This window comes from Leclercia sp. G3L, from assembly GCF_021117075.1.
GTDB lineage: Bacteria > Pseudomonadota > Gammaproteobacteria > Enterobacterales > Enterobacteriaceae > Enterobacter > Enterobacter adecarboxylatus_C.
In genome coordinates this window covers 3,201,603-3,215,797 of record NZ_CP088265.1, presented here as the reverse complement: position 1 = coordinate 3,215,797, position 14,195 = coordinate 3,201,603, and the positions used below count along the sequence as shown (strand labels likewise).

Sequence of the window (14,195 nt, the reverse complement as noted above, 5' to 3'; positions counted from 1 at the left end):
TGGATAGCATTCGCCTGGCCCGCACAGTTTACGGCGAACTATCCACCACTGGACGCATGCCTGAGGTTCTTCTCGTGCCTGATATGAAGCTTTTTGCTGGTAACGCCACCCCGGAACTAGCACAACGTATTGCCAACCGCCTGTACACTTCTCTTGGCGACGCCGCCGTAGGTCGCTTTAGCGATGGCGAAGTCAGCGTACAAATTAACGAAAATGTACGCGGTGGTGATATTTTCATCATCCAGTCCACCTGTGCTCCAACTAACGATAACCTGATGGAACTGGTTGTCATGGTCGATGCCCTGCGCCGTGCTTCCGCTGGCCGTATCACTGCTGTTATTCCTTACTTTGGTTATGCCCGTCAGGACCGTCGCGTCCGTTCCGCACGTGTGCCAATTACCGCTAAAGTTGTTGCTGACTTCCTCTCCAGTGTTGGCGTTGACCGCGTTCTGACGGTTGACCTGCATGCCGAGCAGATCCAGGGCTTCTTCGACGTTCCGGTTGATAACGTATTCGGCAGCCCAATCCTGCTGGAAGACATGCTGCAGCTGAACCTGGACAACCCGATTGTGGTTTCTCCGGACATCGGCGGCGTGGTTCGCGCACGCGCTATCGCCAAACTGCTTAACGATACCGACATGGCGATCATCGACAAACGTCGTCCACGCGCTAACGTTTCTCAGGTGATGCATATCATCGGTGACGTCGCTGGCCGTGACTGCGTGCTGGTTGACGACATGATCGACACCGGCGGCACTCTGTGCAAAGCCGCCGAAGCGCTGAAAGAGCGTGGTGCAAAACGCGTATTCGCTTACGCAACTCACCCGATCTTCTCCGGCAATGCAGTGAACAACCTGCGCAACTCCGTCATTGATGAAGTTGTGGTGTGTGACACCATCCCACTGAGCGACGAAATCAAAGCGCTGCCAAACGTGCGTACTTTGACCCTGTCCGGGATGCTGGCCGAAGCGATTCGTCGTATCAGCAACGAAGAATCCATCTCTGCAATGTTCGAACACTAATCGGACGCAGTCTGAAAACCCGCTACGGCGGGTTTTTTTGTCTGTGGTATTTATTTGTATGATTAATGCCTCCTTCACCTGCCATTGATATGACAGATGATGCGCACATGGATGATGATTGTGAAAAACGCTTCCTCTCATGTTCTGCCCTTCCGCGCCCTCATCGACGCCTGCTGGAAAGAGAAATACACCCTGTCACGCTTTACCCGTGACCTGATTGCCGGGATCACCGTCGGTATCATTGCCATTCCGCTGGCGATGGCGCTGGCGATTGGCAGCGGCGTGGCACCGCAATACGGCCTGTACACCGCTGCCGTCGCCGGGATTGTCATCGCCCTGACCGGCGGGTCGCGGTTCAGCGTCTCCGGGCCGACCGCCGCCTTTGTGGTGATCCTCTATCCGGTTTCCCAGCAGTTTGGCCTCGCCGGGTTGCTGGTGGCGACCCTGATGTCCGGGGTATTTTTGATTTTGTTCGGCCTGGCGCGTTTTGGCAGGCTGATTGAGTACATTCCACTTTCCGTGACCCTGGGCTTTACCTCCGGGATCGGCATCACCATCGGCACCATGCAGATCAAGGATTTCCTCGGCCTGCAGATGGCCCACGTGCCGGAGCATTACCTGCAAAAAGTGGGGGCGCTCATCATGGCGCTGCCGACAGCAAACCTGGGCGATGCGGCGATCGGCGTGGTAACGCTGGGCACGCTGATCCTCTGGCCGCGACTGGGCATCCGCCTGCCGGGACATCTGCCCGCCCTGCTGCTGGGTTGTGCGGTGATGGGGGTAGTTAATCTGCTGGGCGGACACGTCGCCACCATCGGCTCGCAGTTCCACTATGTGCTGGCAGATGGCTCGCAGGGTAACGGTATCCCGCAGCTTCTGCCGCAGCTGGTGCTGCCGTGGGATATGCCCGGATCCAGCTTCACCCTGAGCTGGGACTCTCTGCGCGCCCTGTTGCCTGCCGCCTTTTCGATGGCGATGCTGGGGGCGATTGAGTCCCTGCTCTGCGCGGTCGTACTGGACGGCATGACCGGCACCAAACACAAAGCCAACAGCGAGCTGGTCGGCCAGGGGCTGGGCAATATCATCGCGCCGTTCTTCGGCGGGATCACCGCCACCGCAGCCATCGCCCGCTCGGCAGCGAACGTGCGCGCCGGCGCAACCTCCCCGGTCTCGGCGGTGATCCACTCGATACTGGTGATCCTCGCCCTGCTGGTGCTGGCTCCCCTGCTCTCGTGGCTGCCGCTGTCGGCGATGGCGGCCCTGCTGCTGATGGTGGCATGGAATATGAGCGAGGCGCATAAAGTGGTGAACCTGCTGCGCCGCGCGCCGAAGGACGACATCATCGTGATGCTTATCTGCATGTCGCTGACCGTGCTCTTTGACATGGTAATTGCGATAAGCGTCGGGATTGTGCTGGCCTCGCTGCTGTTTATGCGCCGCATTGCCCGTATGACCCGCCTGGCGACGGTCAACGTGACGGTGCCTGACGACGTGCTGGTATTGCGGGTGATCGGCCCACTGTTCTTTGCCGCCGCCGAGGGCCTGTTCAGCGATCTCGAGTCGCGCATCGCGGGGAAACGAATTGTGGTACTGAAATGGGATGCGGTTCCGGTAATGGATGCGGGCGGGCTGGACGCTTTCCAGCGGTTTGTGCAACGCCTGCCGGAAGGCTGTGAACTGCGGGTGAGCAATCTCGAGTTCCAGCCCCTGCGCACCATGGCGCGCGCAGGGGTGCAACCCATTGCCGGTCGTCTGGCGTTCTATCCGAACCGCGAGGCAGCGTTAGCGGATCTGTGACATCCGCCGCTGCATCATGATGCCAATCGCCTGCTGGAGCCACTCAAGCACAGCAGGCGTCATCCAGGTGCCCTTCATCAGATGCGGCTCCTGCTGCATCGCCTGGCGGAATTTTTGCTGCGTCACTGGGTCAGTTCCGGCGTAAGACTGGAACAGCGCCAGCCAGTTTTCGGCCAGCTGTTGCGCGGCGTCGGATGCGGGATCTAACGCCTCCGACCGGGCCCGGTGCAGCTTCGCCACCAGCGGTGGCCACTCCATCATGCGATCAAAATAGTGTGCCCGGGTGAAGGCCATCTCCTCCGGCGTGAGATAGTTTTCCCAGATGATGAGCTTTGATTCGGCAAACGCCCGCGTAATGTAATCCGTCATCTCCGCCGTGATGCCCGTTTGTTCGCGCATCTGCGGCTCAACGCTGTGCATCTCGTTGAGACGGGTGAGAAACTCCGGTTTGCCCGCCGTATCCTGTTCGAGGCGAACCATCCAACGCGTAGCCAGATCCCTCGCCCGGGGATCGGAAACCGTAACGTCGTTCTCCAGCAGGTTTTTCACCTCCACAACCAGAGCGGCCCAGATATCCGCCAGCGCCTCCTTGTGCTGCGCAAAAGGTAACTGCTGCAACTCGTCTTTGCTAAACCAGCGATCGTACATATTCATCAACTCCAGAGTCTGTAGCCAGGACTCCAGATCGAGATCCTCATGGGCATCGAGCCCGGTGCGCAACGCCACAAGCCGGTCGCGCAGCGTGGTGATGCTGCGCACCTGCTTGTCCAGCAGGTGTATTTGCGCCTCGAGCAGTTCCGATAGCGAGAGTGAATCTTTCTCCAGAAAGTCCCTGATTTCAGCAAGTTCCAGCCCTGCCTTTGCCAGCGCCTGAATCATATGCAGACGCTGAACATCGGCCAGATTATAGAGCCGGTACCCTGCCGCGCTTCTGGCAGAAGGCAGCAACAACCCTGTTTGCTCATAATGGTGCAAGGTGCGCACGGTGATCCCGGCGCGTTTCGCCAGTTCCCCGACCTGAATTAACATAACGGCTCCTTCTTGTGCCAGTGGCGTCACTCTGGAGCCTTACGTTACGTGAGGGTCAATAGATGATGCAAAAAAAAACGACTCCAGAGGGAGCCGTTTCGGTATTCATTGGGTTCGCACATTAGCTGTGCTTATGCTGATCGCGACGGCAGCGCTTATCGTAGTGGCGCACCCACCAGTATCTGTCGCAGACCTGCTCATGACCGCTGACGCGGGCACCCGCCAGCCACAATACAGCACCCAGAAAGATGCTCAGCACCGCACCATGTGCAAAATATTGCGGCAGGTCAAGTTGCGGCAGCTGGTTTAAAATGGAATAACCGACGCCAACAACCATGACCACCAATCCCAACCCCATTAGCACGTTACCGAGTAACGAAGCGTTGCTGCGTTTCATATGTCACCTCCGGAACTTTTGGGTTGCAGGGAAATAATCTCCCTAATCCTTGTGTGTAAAGTATAGACAACACCCCTTTTGCTGATTGCGTGAGGGATCACATTTACGCACATCGGAGCAACAAAACTTTACAAATAAGCCTTTGTGTAGCATGAAATTCTAATGGTTCAGAGACGGTATTATTCTGATTCACCGTGACGGCGCGCAGAATTTTGTCAAGCGACGCGGCAGACAGTACACTACGCGCCAGACTTAGCACTTTCAGGAACCAAAACGTGACGATTAAACTGATTGTCGGCCTGGCCAACCCCGGCGCGGAATATGCGGCCACCCGCCACAATGCGGGCGCCTGGTATGTTGATCTGCTGGCCGAGCGGTTGCGCGCTCCCCTGCGCGAGGAACCGAAATTCTTCGGCTATACCTCACGCGTGAATCTGGCCGGAGCCGATGTGCGTCTGCTGGTGCCGACCACGTTTATGAACTTAAGCGGCAAAGCCGTTGCCGCGCTGGCGACCTTCTACCGTATTAACCCGGATGAGATCCTGGTGGCCCACGACGAGCTGGATCTGCCGCCGGGCGTGGCGAAATTCAAACTCGGCGGCGGTCACGGCGGGCATAACGGCTTAAAAGACATCATCAGCAAACTGGGCAATAACCCCAATTTTCACCGTTTGCGCGTCGGTATTGGTCATCCGGGCGATAAAAACAAAGTTGTCGGCTTTGTCCTCGGTAAACCCCCGGCTTCAGAACAGAAGCTGATCGACGAGGCGGTAGACGAAGCGGTGCGTTGTACCGAAATCTGGCTGCAGGATGGCTTAACCAAGGCCACCAACCGTCTGCACGCTTTCAAAGCGCAATAACCGGCGCGAGACGCCTTTTTTGCCCCGCAGGCTGCGGGTTACGTGTATAATAGGCAAAGTTATTTACTTTTCTTCGACTCGTTAATGTTAACGTGTTGAATATCAAGATATTAAGGTGATTCAGAAATGGGATTCAAATGCGGTATCGTTGGTCTGCCTAACGTTGGCAAATCCACCCTGTTTAACGCGCTGACTAAAGCGGGCATCGAAGCAGCTAACTTCCCGTTCTGCACCATCGAGCCAAACACCGGTGTCGTGCCAATGCCCGATCCGCGTCTGGACCAGCTGGCTGAGATCGTTAAGCCGCAGCGCATTCTGCCAACCACCATGGAGTTCGTGGACATCGCTGGTCTGGTTAAAGGCGCATCCAAAGGTGAAGGCCTGGGCAATCAGTTCCTGACCAACATCCGTGAAACCGAAGCCATCGGTCACGTGGTGCGTTGCTTTGAAAACGACAACATCATCCACGTGAACAACAAAGTGGATCCAGCTGACGATATCGAAGTCATCAACACCGAGCTGGCGCTGTCTGACCTCGACACCTGCGAGCGCGCCCTGCACCGCGTGCAGAAGAAAGCCAAAGGCGGCGACAAAGACGCGAAAGCGGAACAGGCTGCGCTGGAAAAATGTCTGCCACAGCTGGAAAACGCCGGCATGCTGCGCGCGCTGAAAAACCTGACCGAAGAAGACAAAGCGGCGATCAAATACCTGAGCTTCCTGACCCTGAAGCCAACCATGTACATCGCTAACGTCAATGAAGACGGTTTCGAAAACAACCCATACCTCGACAAAGTGCGCGAAATCGCGGCGGCCGAAGGCTCTGTGGTTGTGGCTGTCTGTGCTGCGGTGGAATCTGATATCGCCGAGTTGGACGATGCCGACCGTGAAGAGTTCATGGCCGAGCTGGGTCTGGAAGAGCCAGGTCTGAACCGTGTGATCCGCGCCGGTTACGAACTGCTGAACCTGCAAACTTACTTCACCGCTGGCGTGAAAGAAGTGCGTGCATGGACTATCCCTGTTGGCGCGACCGCTCCTCAGGCTGCGGGTAAGATCCACACCGACTTCGAGAAGGGCTTTATCCGTGCGCAGACAATCGCGTTTGAAGACTTCATCACCTATAAGGGTGAGCAAGGCGCGAAAGAAGCCGGTAAGATGCGTGCTGAAGGGAAAGATTACATCGTTAAAGATGGCGATGTGATGAACTTCCTGTTTAACGTTTAAGGTTAAACTACCCCACTTAAAATCCACGCCAATGCGTGGATTTTTTTTGATTAAGGAACATCAGATTATTAATTTCCCGCTAAAAACACCTCAACGCCGAACGCTGGCAGCGGGTAGTGGTACCCGTTAAGCACGTCGCCATTCAGTAACGGTTTCAGCGCCCGGCTTTCTTCCGTCAGATCCAGCGTAACGGCCTGGTCACCATAGTTCTGCACGAAAATGTAGGTCCTCTCCCCGCTTTGTCTTGCCGTGGCGACCACCCCCTCCGGCAGCTGCATCGCCGTGCTGGCGGTCACGCCATGTTGATACGCAATCATCTGGTAAAAATCCTGCAGGAAATCGCTTCCGGTTCTTGCCGCCAGATAATACGCCTGCCCTTTGCCCCAGGCATTACGGGTTACCGCGGGCCTTCCGGCGTAGAAATCATCCTGATAAACACCAAGTACCTCTGCCGTTTCCGCGTGAATAAGATCGCAGAGTTCCCGACATTCGTACCCATGCTCCGGACTGCTCCACCCTGATGACGTCATGCTGATATGATTGGTTTCGCCATCGTACAGAGCGTCGATCTCTTCCGACCAGATACCCAATACGTCGCGCAACGGTCCCGGGAAACCGGTTGTGAAGCACAGGTCATCTGGATTGACGATCCCCGTCCAGTAGGTCGCAATAAAAATGCCTCCTGCCGCGACAAACTGATTAACGCGTGCGGCAAAAGCTTCATCCACCATATAGAGCATTGGGGCGATGATGACCCGGTAGGCGCTGAGATCTGACTGCTGAGACACGATATCCACCGGGATACTCTGCTGCCAGAGCGCCTGATAATGCTTCTGCACTGTCTCTTCAAACTTGATGCCACAATTACGGGGCCCGGCAGCGTCGTTTACTGCCCAGCGATTATCCCAGTCATAGACTATCGCCACTTCAGCCTGGTAATCCGCTCCCGCCGCAGGTGCCAGTTTTTCCAGGGCTGCACCGACCTGCTTTACGTCCTGCCCGACGCGGGTATTGAGATGACCGACGTGATCTACCACTGCGCCGTGTAATTTTTCGACCGAACCGCGGCTTTTTCGCCACTGAAAATACTGCACCGAGTCAGACCCATGGGCCAACGCCTGCAGAGCCGAAAGCAGGTGCATTCCCGGCCGTTTCAGCTTGCTGACCGCCTGCCAGTTGGTGGTGCCGGGTGTGGACTCCATCAGCAGGAACGGCAGACCCGGTTTCAGGCTTCGCATCAGATCAAACGTAAAGGCCGTGTACGCGGCGACCTCCTGCTGCTGTCGGGGTTTATGCCACTCCGGGTAACTGTCCCAGGAGATAAAATCCACCTCCTGCGCCAGACGCCAGTAATCGTAATCGCTGAATACGCCATGGAAGTTAGTGGTCGCGGGCAACGCAGGATTAAAGGCTTTCACCGCCTGTATTTCATGGCGGCAAAAGAGCGCGACCTGCTCGCTCACAAAACGTCGCCAGTCGAGATTCAGCCCATGAACGGACTGTTCACCCAGCGGCCCCGGCGAATGGATCTGGCTCCAGCTTGAATATTCGTGACTCCAGAATGCACTCCACCAGCGCTCATTCAGGTTCTTTAAGGTCTGGTACTTCTGCTTCAGCCAGTCGCGGAAGGCCTGCTGGCAAATATCACAGTGGCACTCGCCGCCATACTCATTAGAGATATGCCAGGCCAGGACTGCCGGGTGGTTCGCATAGCGTCTGGCAAGCTGCTGATTAATATTCCCGGTCAGCCGTAAATAATCCGGGGAAGAAACACAATGATTATGCCGCTCTCCATGCAGGTTCCTGGTCTGGTCTTTATTGGTCCGCAATACCTCCGGGTAATTTTCTGATACCCATGCCGGCCTTGCCCCACTCGGAGTTGCCAGAAAAACAAAAATCCCGTTGGCATATAGTCTGTCCAGAACCGCATCCAGCCACTCAAACTGGTATTCACCTTCGGCGGGCTCCAGTTTAGCCCAGCTGAATATCCCCACCGACATCACGTTGCATTTCGTCTCTTTCATCAGGGCAATATCTTTCTCAAGAATATCGGGCTGACTGAGCCACTGATCAGGATTATAATCCGCACCGTGTAAGAAATTGAGTTGCGTAAATAACTTGCTCATAACCACCTCCCTTATGCTAAAGATTCTCTCTCTTGAGAAAGAGCAATAACTTTGTCTTTTTTGTTCCTCAGAGAGAACACCGAGAACAGCGTAAAGAGTCCTGAAATAACGCCAAGAATGATATAGGTATTGGCAAACCCAATGGTGTCATATAAATGGCCGACCACCGGGGAGTAGATCGTCGTGGCGATGGACGCCGCAAACAGCACCAGTAAATAGATCGTGGATGATAATTTATGGTCAAAATTCTGCGCAATAAACTTAAAGACAGAGATCAGGATTAAAGGTTTTTCAATGGCGTGCATCATCTTCACCGCAGCGATCCATACCGGACCCAGCGGAACCGCAGAGCCCAGAATACGCACCGACATAATGGTTCCGGCAATCACCAGCGCCCACTTCGCGCCGACACGGTTAACAAACCACGGCATCAGCCCAAGGAATAAGGTCTCGCCGCACACCTGAATCGACGCCAGGGTGCCGTACCATTTATTCCCTTCGTCAACGCTTGGGAACTGTAAAGAGAAGTACTGTGCGAACTGTTGATCGTAGGTGTCATAGATTTGCGTGACGAACAAGGTAAAAATAATCAGCATCCAGAACTGCTTGTCTTTCATCAATTCAAAAACATGCCCCGCTTTTAATGACGAGGTCATTTTTTCTTCTTCCAGCGTGACCGTGATTTTCGTCAGCATAAAGCACACAGCCGCTAACACGATGGCAATGCTGGCCAGCCAGAATGAGAGATTTGGATTATCGTTAATATTACGCCCGACAATATACGCCGCAGCTGCCCATCCCAAAGAGCCCCACATTCTCACCCGTCCATATTCGAAAGAATAACGGCGCGATATTTTGTCGATATAGGAATCAATAACGCCACACCCGGAGTTAAAAATCACCCCCAGATAAATCCCGCCAAGAATCGCCCCCAACCAGAAGGAGCTGACCAGCAAAGGCGCATAAATATAAATAAAGAAGGGTCCGACCGGCAGTAGCAGCGCAATAATTAAAAAGATGAGCGATTTTTTAGTGCCGAATTTATCAGAGATAAAACCGAAGAACGGCTGCATGGTTAGCGCAATAAAGGCATTTATGGCATACAACCACCCTGTTTTCGTCGCGCTGATCCCCAGATGTTGCGTCGTCCAGATAACAAAAAAGGCCATCGTCGAGGACCAGGCAAACAGATAGAGAAAATCGAAAATACTTAAAAGGATGTAGTTCCTTTTACTGGTAACCATATTTTTCTTCCTCATCAAGGAACAGGGTTGTTGCTTCGCTGAGCGTGCAGCGAATAGCGTTCTTTTGGGTCACGTTGGAACGACTGGGCCAGGATAATTGTCCGCAGCCTGAAAATGTATGACGTTCACATCAATGTGTTACATACAATACCTGACAAAAGTCGCAAACAACCCCCGCTGATGAAAACTGCAACTGCCATCACAGAACACAATTTTTTAAGCGGGAAAAGGTGAGCAAGATCGCTAAATTCCAACATGTGAACGTATGACATTTTGATATAATGTTGCCTTCAGACTGCGGAGAAACGCGTATTTTTAGCCACGTGAAAGAAAGGATCGAGGGTGAATAAAAACAGAAATGCGACGCTGGAAGATGTTGCTCGCCAGGCGGGCGTCTCCTACCAGACCGTCTCCCGGGTGCTCAATAAATCTGTGAATGTCGCCGAGAAAACGCGGATTCGCGTTGAGCAGGCGATTGAGGATCTGCGCTACGTTCCTAACCGTCTGGCACAACAGCTGGTCGGGAAACGTACCCAGGCGCTGGGATTAATCACCACCTCCCTGGCGCTGCACGCGCCGTCGCAAATCGCCGCATCGGTGAAAAAACATGCCCGTGAAGCGGGCTACCAGGTATTGATATCCATGATTGATGAGCGCGACGCCACGGCGATCCAGCAGTCGATCAACGACTTTAAATCCCAGTTTATCGAAAAAATCCTGATTAACGTCCCGCTGGAGACGCCCCTCGCCCGGGAGCTGGCAGAACACAACGCCGATGTGACCTGCCTGTTTCTCGACGTCGCCCCGGACAGCGACGTGTTTCACGTTATCTTCGACCCGGCTAACGGTACCCAGGAGAGCGTTAAGCGCTTATGTGACCAGGGGCATAACGACATCGCGCTGATGCCGGGTCCGCAGAATTCTGTTGCGGCAAAATTGCGCCTGGAAAACTGGTTAAGCAGCCTGGCCGCATTTGGCAAAACGCCCGCGGCGATTATCTATGGTACCTGGGATGCCCAAAGCGGCCACGACGGAGCGCGACAGCTTATCGACAATAAGGTGGAATTCAGCGCTCTGCTGGTGGGTAACGACCAGATGGCGCTGGGCGCATTGAGCGCATTGAACAAAGCCGGCATCGCGGTACCCCGCCAGGTTTCCATTATTGGCTATGATGACAGTTATGAAAGCGCCTTCTTCATTCCTTCCCTTACCACGGTGCGCCTCGATTTAGACGCGCAGGGAAAGGAGGCGGTAGCCAGAGTGCTCGCAGCAGCACCGGAAAGCGCTCCCGACAGTTGCATTCTGCCTGCGGAATTTATTTTGCGTGATTCGATTGCGGTAAATTAAAAGGGATAACAAAGCCGCGCAAGCGGCTGTCCTCCTGAATGAATCACCGCGCTGGCTCCGCAAACCCTCTCCGGTACGCCGCAGGCGTGGTCGACAGCTGATTGCGGAAGTGATGGCGCATGGTCGCTACGCTGCCAAACCCCACCTGCTCGGCAATCTGCTCTATCGACAGCTGGGTGTTCTCCAGTAGATCCTGGCTACGAGTCAGGCGAGCATGAAGCAACCACTGGGCAGGCGTTTTGCCGGTGGTCGCCGCAAAACGGCGCAGAAAGGTACGGGGACTCATGCCGACAAATTTCGCCAGCGAATCGACGCTGTGCGGAGCGGCAAGGTTTTCAAGCAGGTAATCAAAGAGCGCGCCAAACCGGTTGCCCTCATAGGCGACAGGCACCGCCTGCTGGATAAACTGCGCCTGGCCGCCATCACGATGCGGCGACACCACCAGCCGACGCGCCACCTGGTTAGCCGCCACGCTGCCATAATCCCGGCGCACCAGGTGCAGACACAGGTCGATACCCGCGGCGCTGCCGGCGGAGGTCAGCACATCGCCGCTGTCGATATACAGTACGTCAGGGGTCACCTGAATGGCGGGATAACGCTGCTGCAGCAGGTCGGTGTAACGCCAGTGGGTGGTGGCCTGACGGTTTTCGAGCAACCCTGCGGCGGCCAGCACAAAGACGCCAGAACAAATGGATAAAATTCTCGCCCCACGCTGATGGGCGGCGACCAGCTGCTCACACAGCGCGGCGGGTACCGGGACATCGGCGCCCCGCCAGCCAGGAACGATAATGGTCCCGGCCTCCGCCAGCAGCTCCAGCCCGCCGTCGACCACCAGCCGGATGCCGCCCGTGGCGCGCAGCTCCCCCGGTTCGACACCCGCCACCGCAAAGCGATACCAGTGATCCCCCATTTCAGGGCGGGCAAGGCCAAAAATTTCCACAGCGATGCCGAATTCAAACGTACACAAGCCGTCATAGGCCAGCGCAACCACCAGAGGATTTTTCATCACCGCACTCAGGGTATTTTTGTCATGATCTCGATGGTATATGGCATTTCTGCCAGCTGTCAAAAGCGCGCTGCCGCCGTAGAGTAAAGTCTCAATCCTGGAGGAAAGTATGAGCTATGTGACTGATTACCCTGCCGCGGCGGCAGAAAACGCGGTGAACCATTTTTTACAGCGACTGAGCGTGGAGACAGATTGTGCCGATGTCTGGAGCGCCTTCAAAGAGGGGGATACCGATTTTGTGTTGCTGCACGTGGTGGGTAGCCCGGAGATCTTTGCCCGGCGCCATATTCCGGGCGCCCTGCATCTGCCCCATCGGGAGATCACCGCCCAGCGGATGGCGGAATGGCCAGCGGATACCCTGTTTGTGGTCTACTGCGCCGGGCCGCACTGCAACGGTGCCGATCGCGCGGCGCTGAAGCTGGCGCAGCTGGGTCGCCCGGTGAAAATTATGATTGGTGGCATGACCGGGTGGGCCGACGAAGGTTTTGCTTTTAACGACCGGTAAAGCAACAGCGACCCCGTATCATCTGCGGGGTCGCTGGCACTCCCCTTACCTGCCCGTCGCCGGATAGATGGTCTGCTCCGGCAGCACCCGGCGATCAAAACGTCTGAACGCATAGTACAGCGCCGCCGTACAGAACCAGCCGATGATCCACGACAAGTCATTATCGGCGAAGATCCACGTCAGGGAGCCGTGATAGAGCGGGTTTTCAATGAACGGCAGCTGGATCAGGACACCAACGGCATACACGCTAATTCCAAACATATTCCAGTATCCGTAGCGTTCACGCGGATCGAACAGCGCCGGAATATCCACCGCTTTACGGGAAATAATAAAGTAGTCGGTCAGGCTGATGGCGCTCCACGGCACGAAAAACGCCAGCAGGAACAGCAGGAAATGGGTGAAGTGTTTCAGGAATGCCGGTTCGCTGAGCAGCGCAATCACGCAGGAGATAGCCACCATCAGCACCACAAAGATCACCCGGCTTCTCTGGCTCAGCGTGGTCTGGTTGCGGAAACCCGACACGATGGTGGTCAACGACATAAAGCTGCCGTAGGCGTTCAGGGTGGTGAAGGTGATTTTGCCGAAGCAGATCGCAAAATAGATCACCATCGCCATCGCCTCGCTTTTGCCCAGCCCGACAATGTAGCTCACCTCATGCCCCTTGAAAGCGCTGCCGGCAATCGCCGCGGTGATCACCCCGAGGGTCATCGAGGCCTGGGTGCCCAGCACCGTGCCGCTGAAGACAGAGAAGAAGGTTTTCACACCGGAGACGTCTCGCGGCAGATAGCGCGAATAGTCCGACACGTAGGGGCAAAAGGCGATCTGCCAGGATGAAGAGAGCGACACCGCCAGCAGGAACATCGGCATCGAGAAGTGGTTGTTCTGCACAATCGCCCCCAGGTCGCTGGACATCAGCAGGGCGATAAACAGGTACACAAACGCCAGTACGCCCACCACGCTCGCCACCTTGCCGAGCTTGTGGATCACGCGATAGCCCAGCACAGCACAGCAATCACGATAATGATCGCGCTGAACAGGATCATCCCCGCCACGTTCGATACCGACAGCAGTTTCGCCATCGCCTGTCCGGCCAGCACCGTTCCGCTGGCGGAGAAGCCAACGTACATCACGCATACCAGCACCAGCGGGATCACCGCCCCCAGCACGCCAAACTGAGCGCGGCTGATGATCATCTGCGGCAGGCCCAGACGTGGCCCCTGCAGGGCATGGAATGACATCACCGTCGCCCCGAGCACCTGCCCCACCAGCAGACCAATAATGGACCACACCACATCGCCGCCCAGCACCACCGCCAGCGCGCCGGTCACAATGGCCGTGATCTGCAGGTTGCCGCCAAACCACAGCGTGAACTGACTGAAGGGGTGACCATGACGTTCATTATCCGGGATGTAATCGATGGAGCGCGTTTCCGACAACCGCGTCCCGTTTTTCTTTGACTGCGTTTCTGAAGACGAAAAAGACGACATAGCTTCCTCTCTGAATGGATGATGAATGACCGCCAGACACCCTGCCTGCGTAGGGGCAATGCCACATGACAGATCATGTATATACAACCATTGACATCTGCCGACACGAATCTGATGATGGATTTGTGAACTGAACTGTGAATAATTTGTAATT

Annotated in this window: 10 protein-coding genes and 2 pseudogenes; 6 read left to right on the top strand and 6 right to left on the bottom strand. The window is 55.6% G+C overall.

Annotated features, from left to right (window positions below; all coding sequences use genetic code 11):
- Window positions 1–74 precede the first annotated feature (74 nt).
- Window positions 75–1,022: a ribose-phosphate diphosphokinase gene (prs, locus tag LRS40_RS16850; protein ID WP_003856663.1), complete on the top strand. Its 948-nt coding sequence runs from the start codon at window positions 75–77 to the stop codon at window positions 1,020–1,022.
- Window positions 1,023–1,142: 120 nt separating this feature from the next.
- Window positions 1,143–2,819: a C4-dicarboxylic acid transporter DauA gene (gene dauA, locus LRS40_RS16845; protein WP_231312139.1), complete on the top strand. Its 1,677-nt coding sequence runs from the start codon at window positions 1,143–1,145 to the stop codon at window positions 2,817–2,819.
- On the opposite strand, the gene LRS40_RS16840 is transcribed toward dauA, so the two are convergent.
- On the bottom strand, window positions 2,805–3,848 hold the full coding sequence (locus LRS40_RS16840; protein WP_231312138.1) for a MerR family transcriptional regulator: 1,044 nt from the start codon (window positions 3,846–3,848) through the stop codon (window positions 2,805–2,807). The genes dauA and LRS40_RS16840 overlap by 15 nt on opposite strands.
- 121 nt (window positions 3,849–3,969) lie before the next feature.
- Window positions 3,970–4,245 carry a stress-induced protein YchH gene (ychH, locus tag LRS40_RS16835; protein ID WP_142489866.1) on the bottom strand — a complete coding sequence of 92 codons (276 nt, stop codon included), beginning with the start codon at window positions 4,243–4,245 and terminating at the stop codon, window positions 3,970–3,972.
- Between the two features lie 275 nt (window positions 4,246–4,520).
- Between ychH and pth the strand changes: the two genes are divergently transcribed.
- Window positions 4,521–5,105 (top strand): aminoacyl-tRNA hydrolase, encoded by a 585-nt coding sequence (gene pth / locus LRS40_RS16830; protein WP_156263988.1) that lies wholly within the window; start codon window positions 4,521–4,523, stop codon window positions 5,103–5,105.
- A gap of 126 nt (window positions 5,106–5,231) precedes the next feature.
- Window positions 5,232–6,326, top strand: coding sequence for a redox-regulated ATPase YchF (gene ychF / locus LRS40_RS16825; RefSeq protein WP_032611353.1), 1,095 nt, complete (start codon window positions 5,232–5,234; stop codon window positions 6,324–6,326).
- 68 nt (window positions 6,327–6,394) lie between these two features.
- Here ychF and LRS40_RS16820 read toward each other — a convergent pair whose 3' ends face one another.
- Together LRS40_RS16820 and LRS40_RS16815 are read right to left on the bottom strand one after the other, a co-directional pair.
- A complete protein-coding gene (locus tag LRS40_RS16820; RefSeq protein WP_231312137.1) occupies window positions 6,395–8,452 on the bottom strand; it encodes a beta-galactosidase in 2,058 nt (685 codons plus the stop codon).
- A gap of 11 nt (window positions 8,453–8,463) precedes the next feature.
- Entirely contained in the window at window positions 8,464–9,696 is a 1,233-nt protein-coding gene (locus LRS40_RS16815) for an oligosaccharide MFS transporter (RefSeq protein WP_231313905.1), read from the bottom strand.
- A gap of 342 nt (window positions 9,697–10,038) precedes the next feature.
- On the opposite strand from LRS40_RS16815, the pseudogene LRS40_RS16810 reads away from it, so the two are divergent.
- Window positions 10,039–11,028, top strand: a pseudogene (locus LRS40_RS16810) (LacI family DNA-binding transcriptional regulator); the annotation flags it as partial.
- A 58-nt stretch (window positions 11,029–11,086) separates the two neighbouring features.
- Here the strand turns inward: LRS40_RS16810 and ftrA are convergent.
- Window positions 11,087–12,049 carry a transcriptional regulator FtrA gene (gene ftrA / locus LRS40_RS16805; RefSeq protein WP_231312136.1) on the bottom strand — a complete coding sequence of 321 codons (963 nt, stop codon included), beginning with the start codon at window positions 12,047–12,049 and terminating at the stop codon, window positions 11,087–11,089.
- Window positions 12,050–12,158: 109 nt separating this feature from the next.
- Here ftrA and LRS40_RS16800 point away from each other — a divergent pair, with 109 nt between their 5' ends.
- Complete coding sequence (locus LRS40_RS16800; RefSeq protein WP_142489871.1) at window positions 12,159–12,554, top strand: rhodanese-like domain-containing protein; 396 nt, start codon at window positions 12,159–12,161, stop codon at window positions 12,552–12,554.
- Between the two features lie 45 nt (window positions 12,555–12,599).
- On the opposite strand, the pseudogene LRS40_RS16795 reads toward LRS40_RS16800, so the two are convergent.
- Window positions 12,600–13,990, bottom strand: a pseudogene (locus LRS40_RS16795) (cytosine permease).
- Between the last annotated feature and the right edge of the window lie 205 nt (window positions 13,991–14,195).

What these genes read in the sequence shown, in the direction of transcription:
- LRS40_RS16840 (WP_231312138.1), bottom strand. Translation starts at nt 3,848, where the DNA reads ATGTTAATTCAGGTCGGGGAACTGGCGAAACGCGCCGGGATCACCGTG.
- ychH (WP_142489866.1), bottom strand. Translation starts at nt 4,245, where the DNA reads ATGAAACGCAGCAACGCTTCGTTACTCGGTAACGTGCTAATGGGGTTG.
- ychF (WP_032611353.1), top strand. Translation starts at nt 5,232, where the DNA reads ATGGGATTCAAATGCGGTATCGTTGGTCTGCCTAACGTTGGCAAATCC.
- LRS40_RS16820 (WP_231312137.1), bottom strand. Translation starts at nt 8,452, where the DNA reads ATGAGCAAGTTATTTACGCAACTCAATTTCTTACACGGTGCGGATTAT.
- LRS40_RS16815 (WP_231313905.1), bottom strand. Translation starts at nt 9,696, where the DNA reads ATGGTTACCAGTAAAAGGAACTACATCCTTTTAAGTATTTTCGATTTT.
- ftrA (WP_231312136.1), bottom strand. Translation starts at nt 12,049, where the DNA reads ATGAAAAATCCTCTGGTGGTTGCGCTGGCCTATGACGGCTTGTGTACG.
- LRS40_RS16800 (WP_142489871.1), top strand. Translation starts at nt 12,159, where the DNA reads ATGAGCTATGTGACTGATTACCCTGCCGCGGCGGCAGAAAACGCGGTG.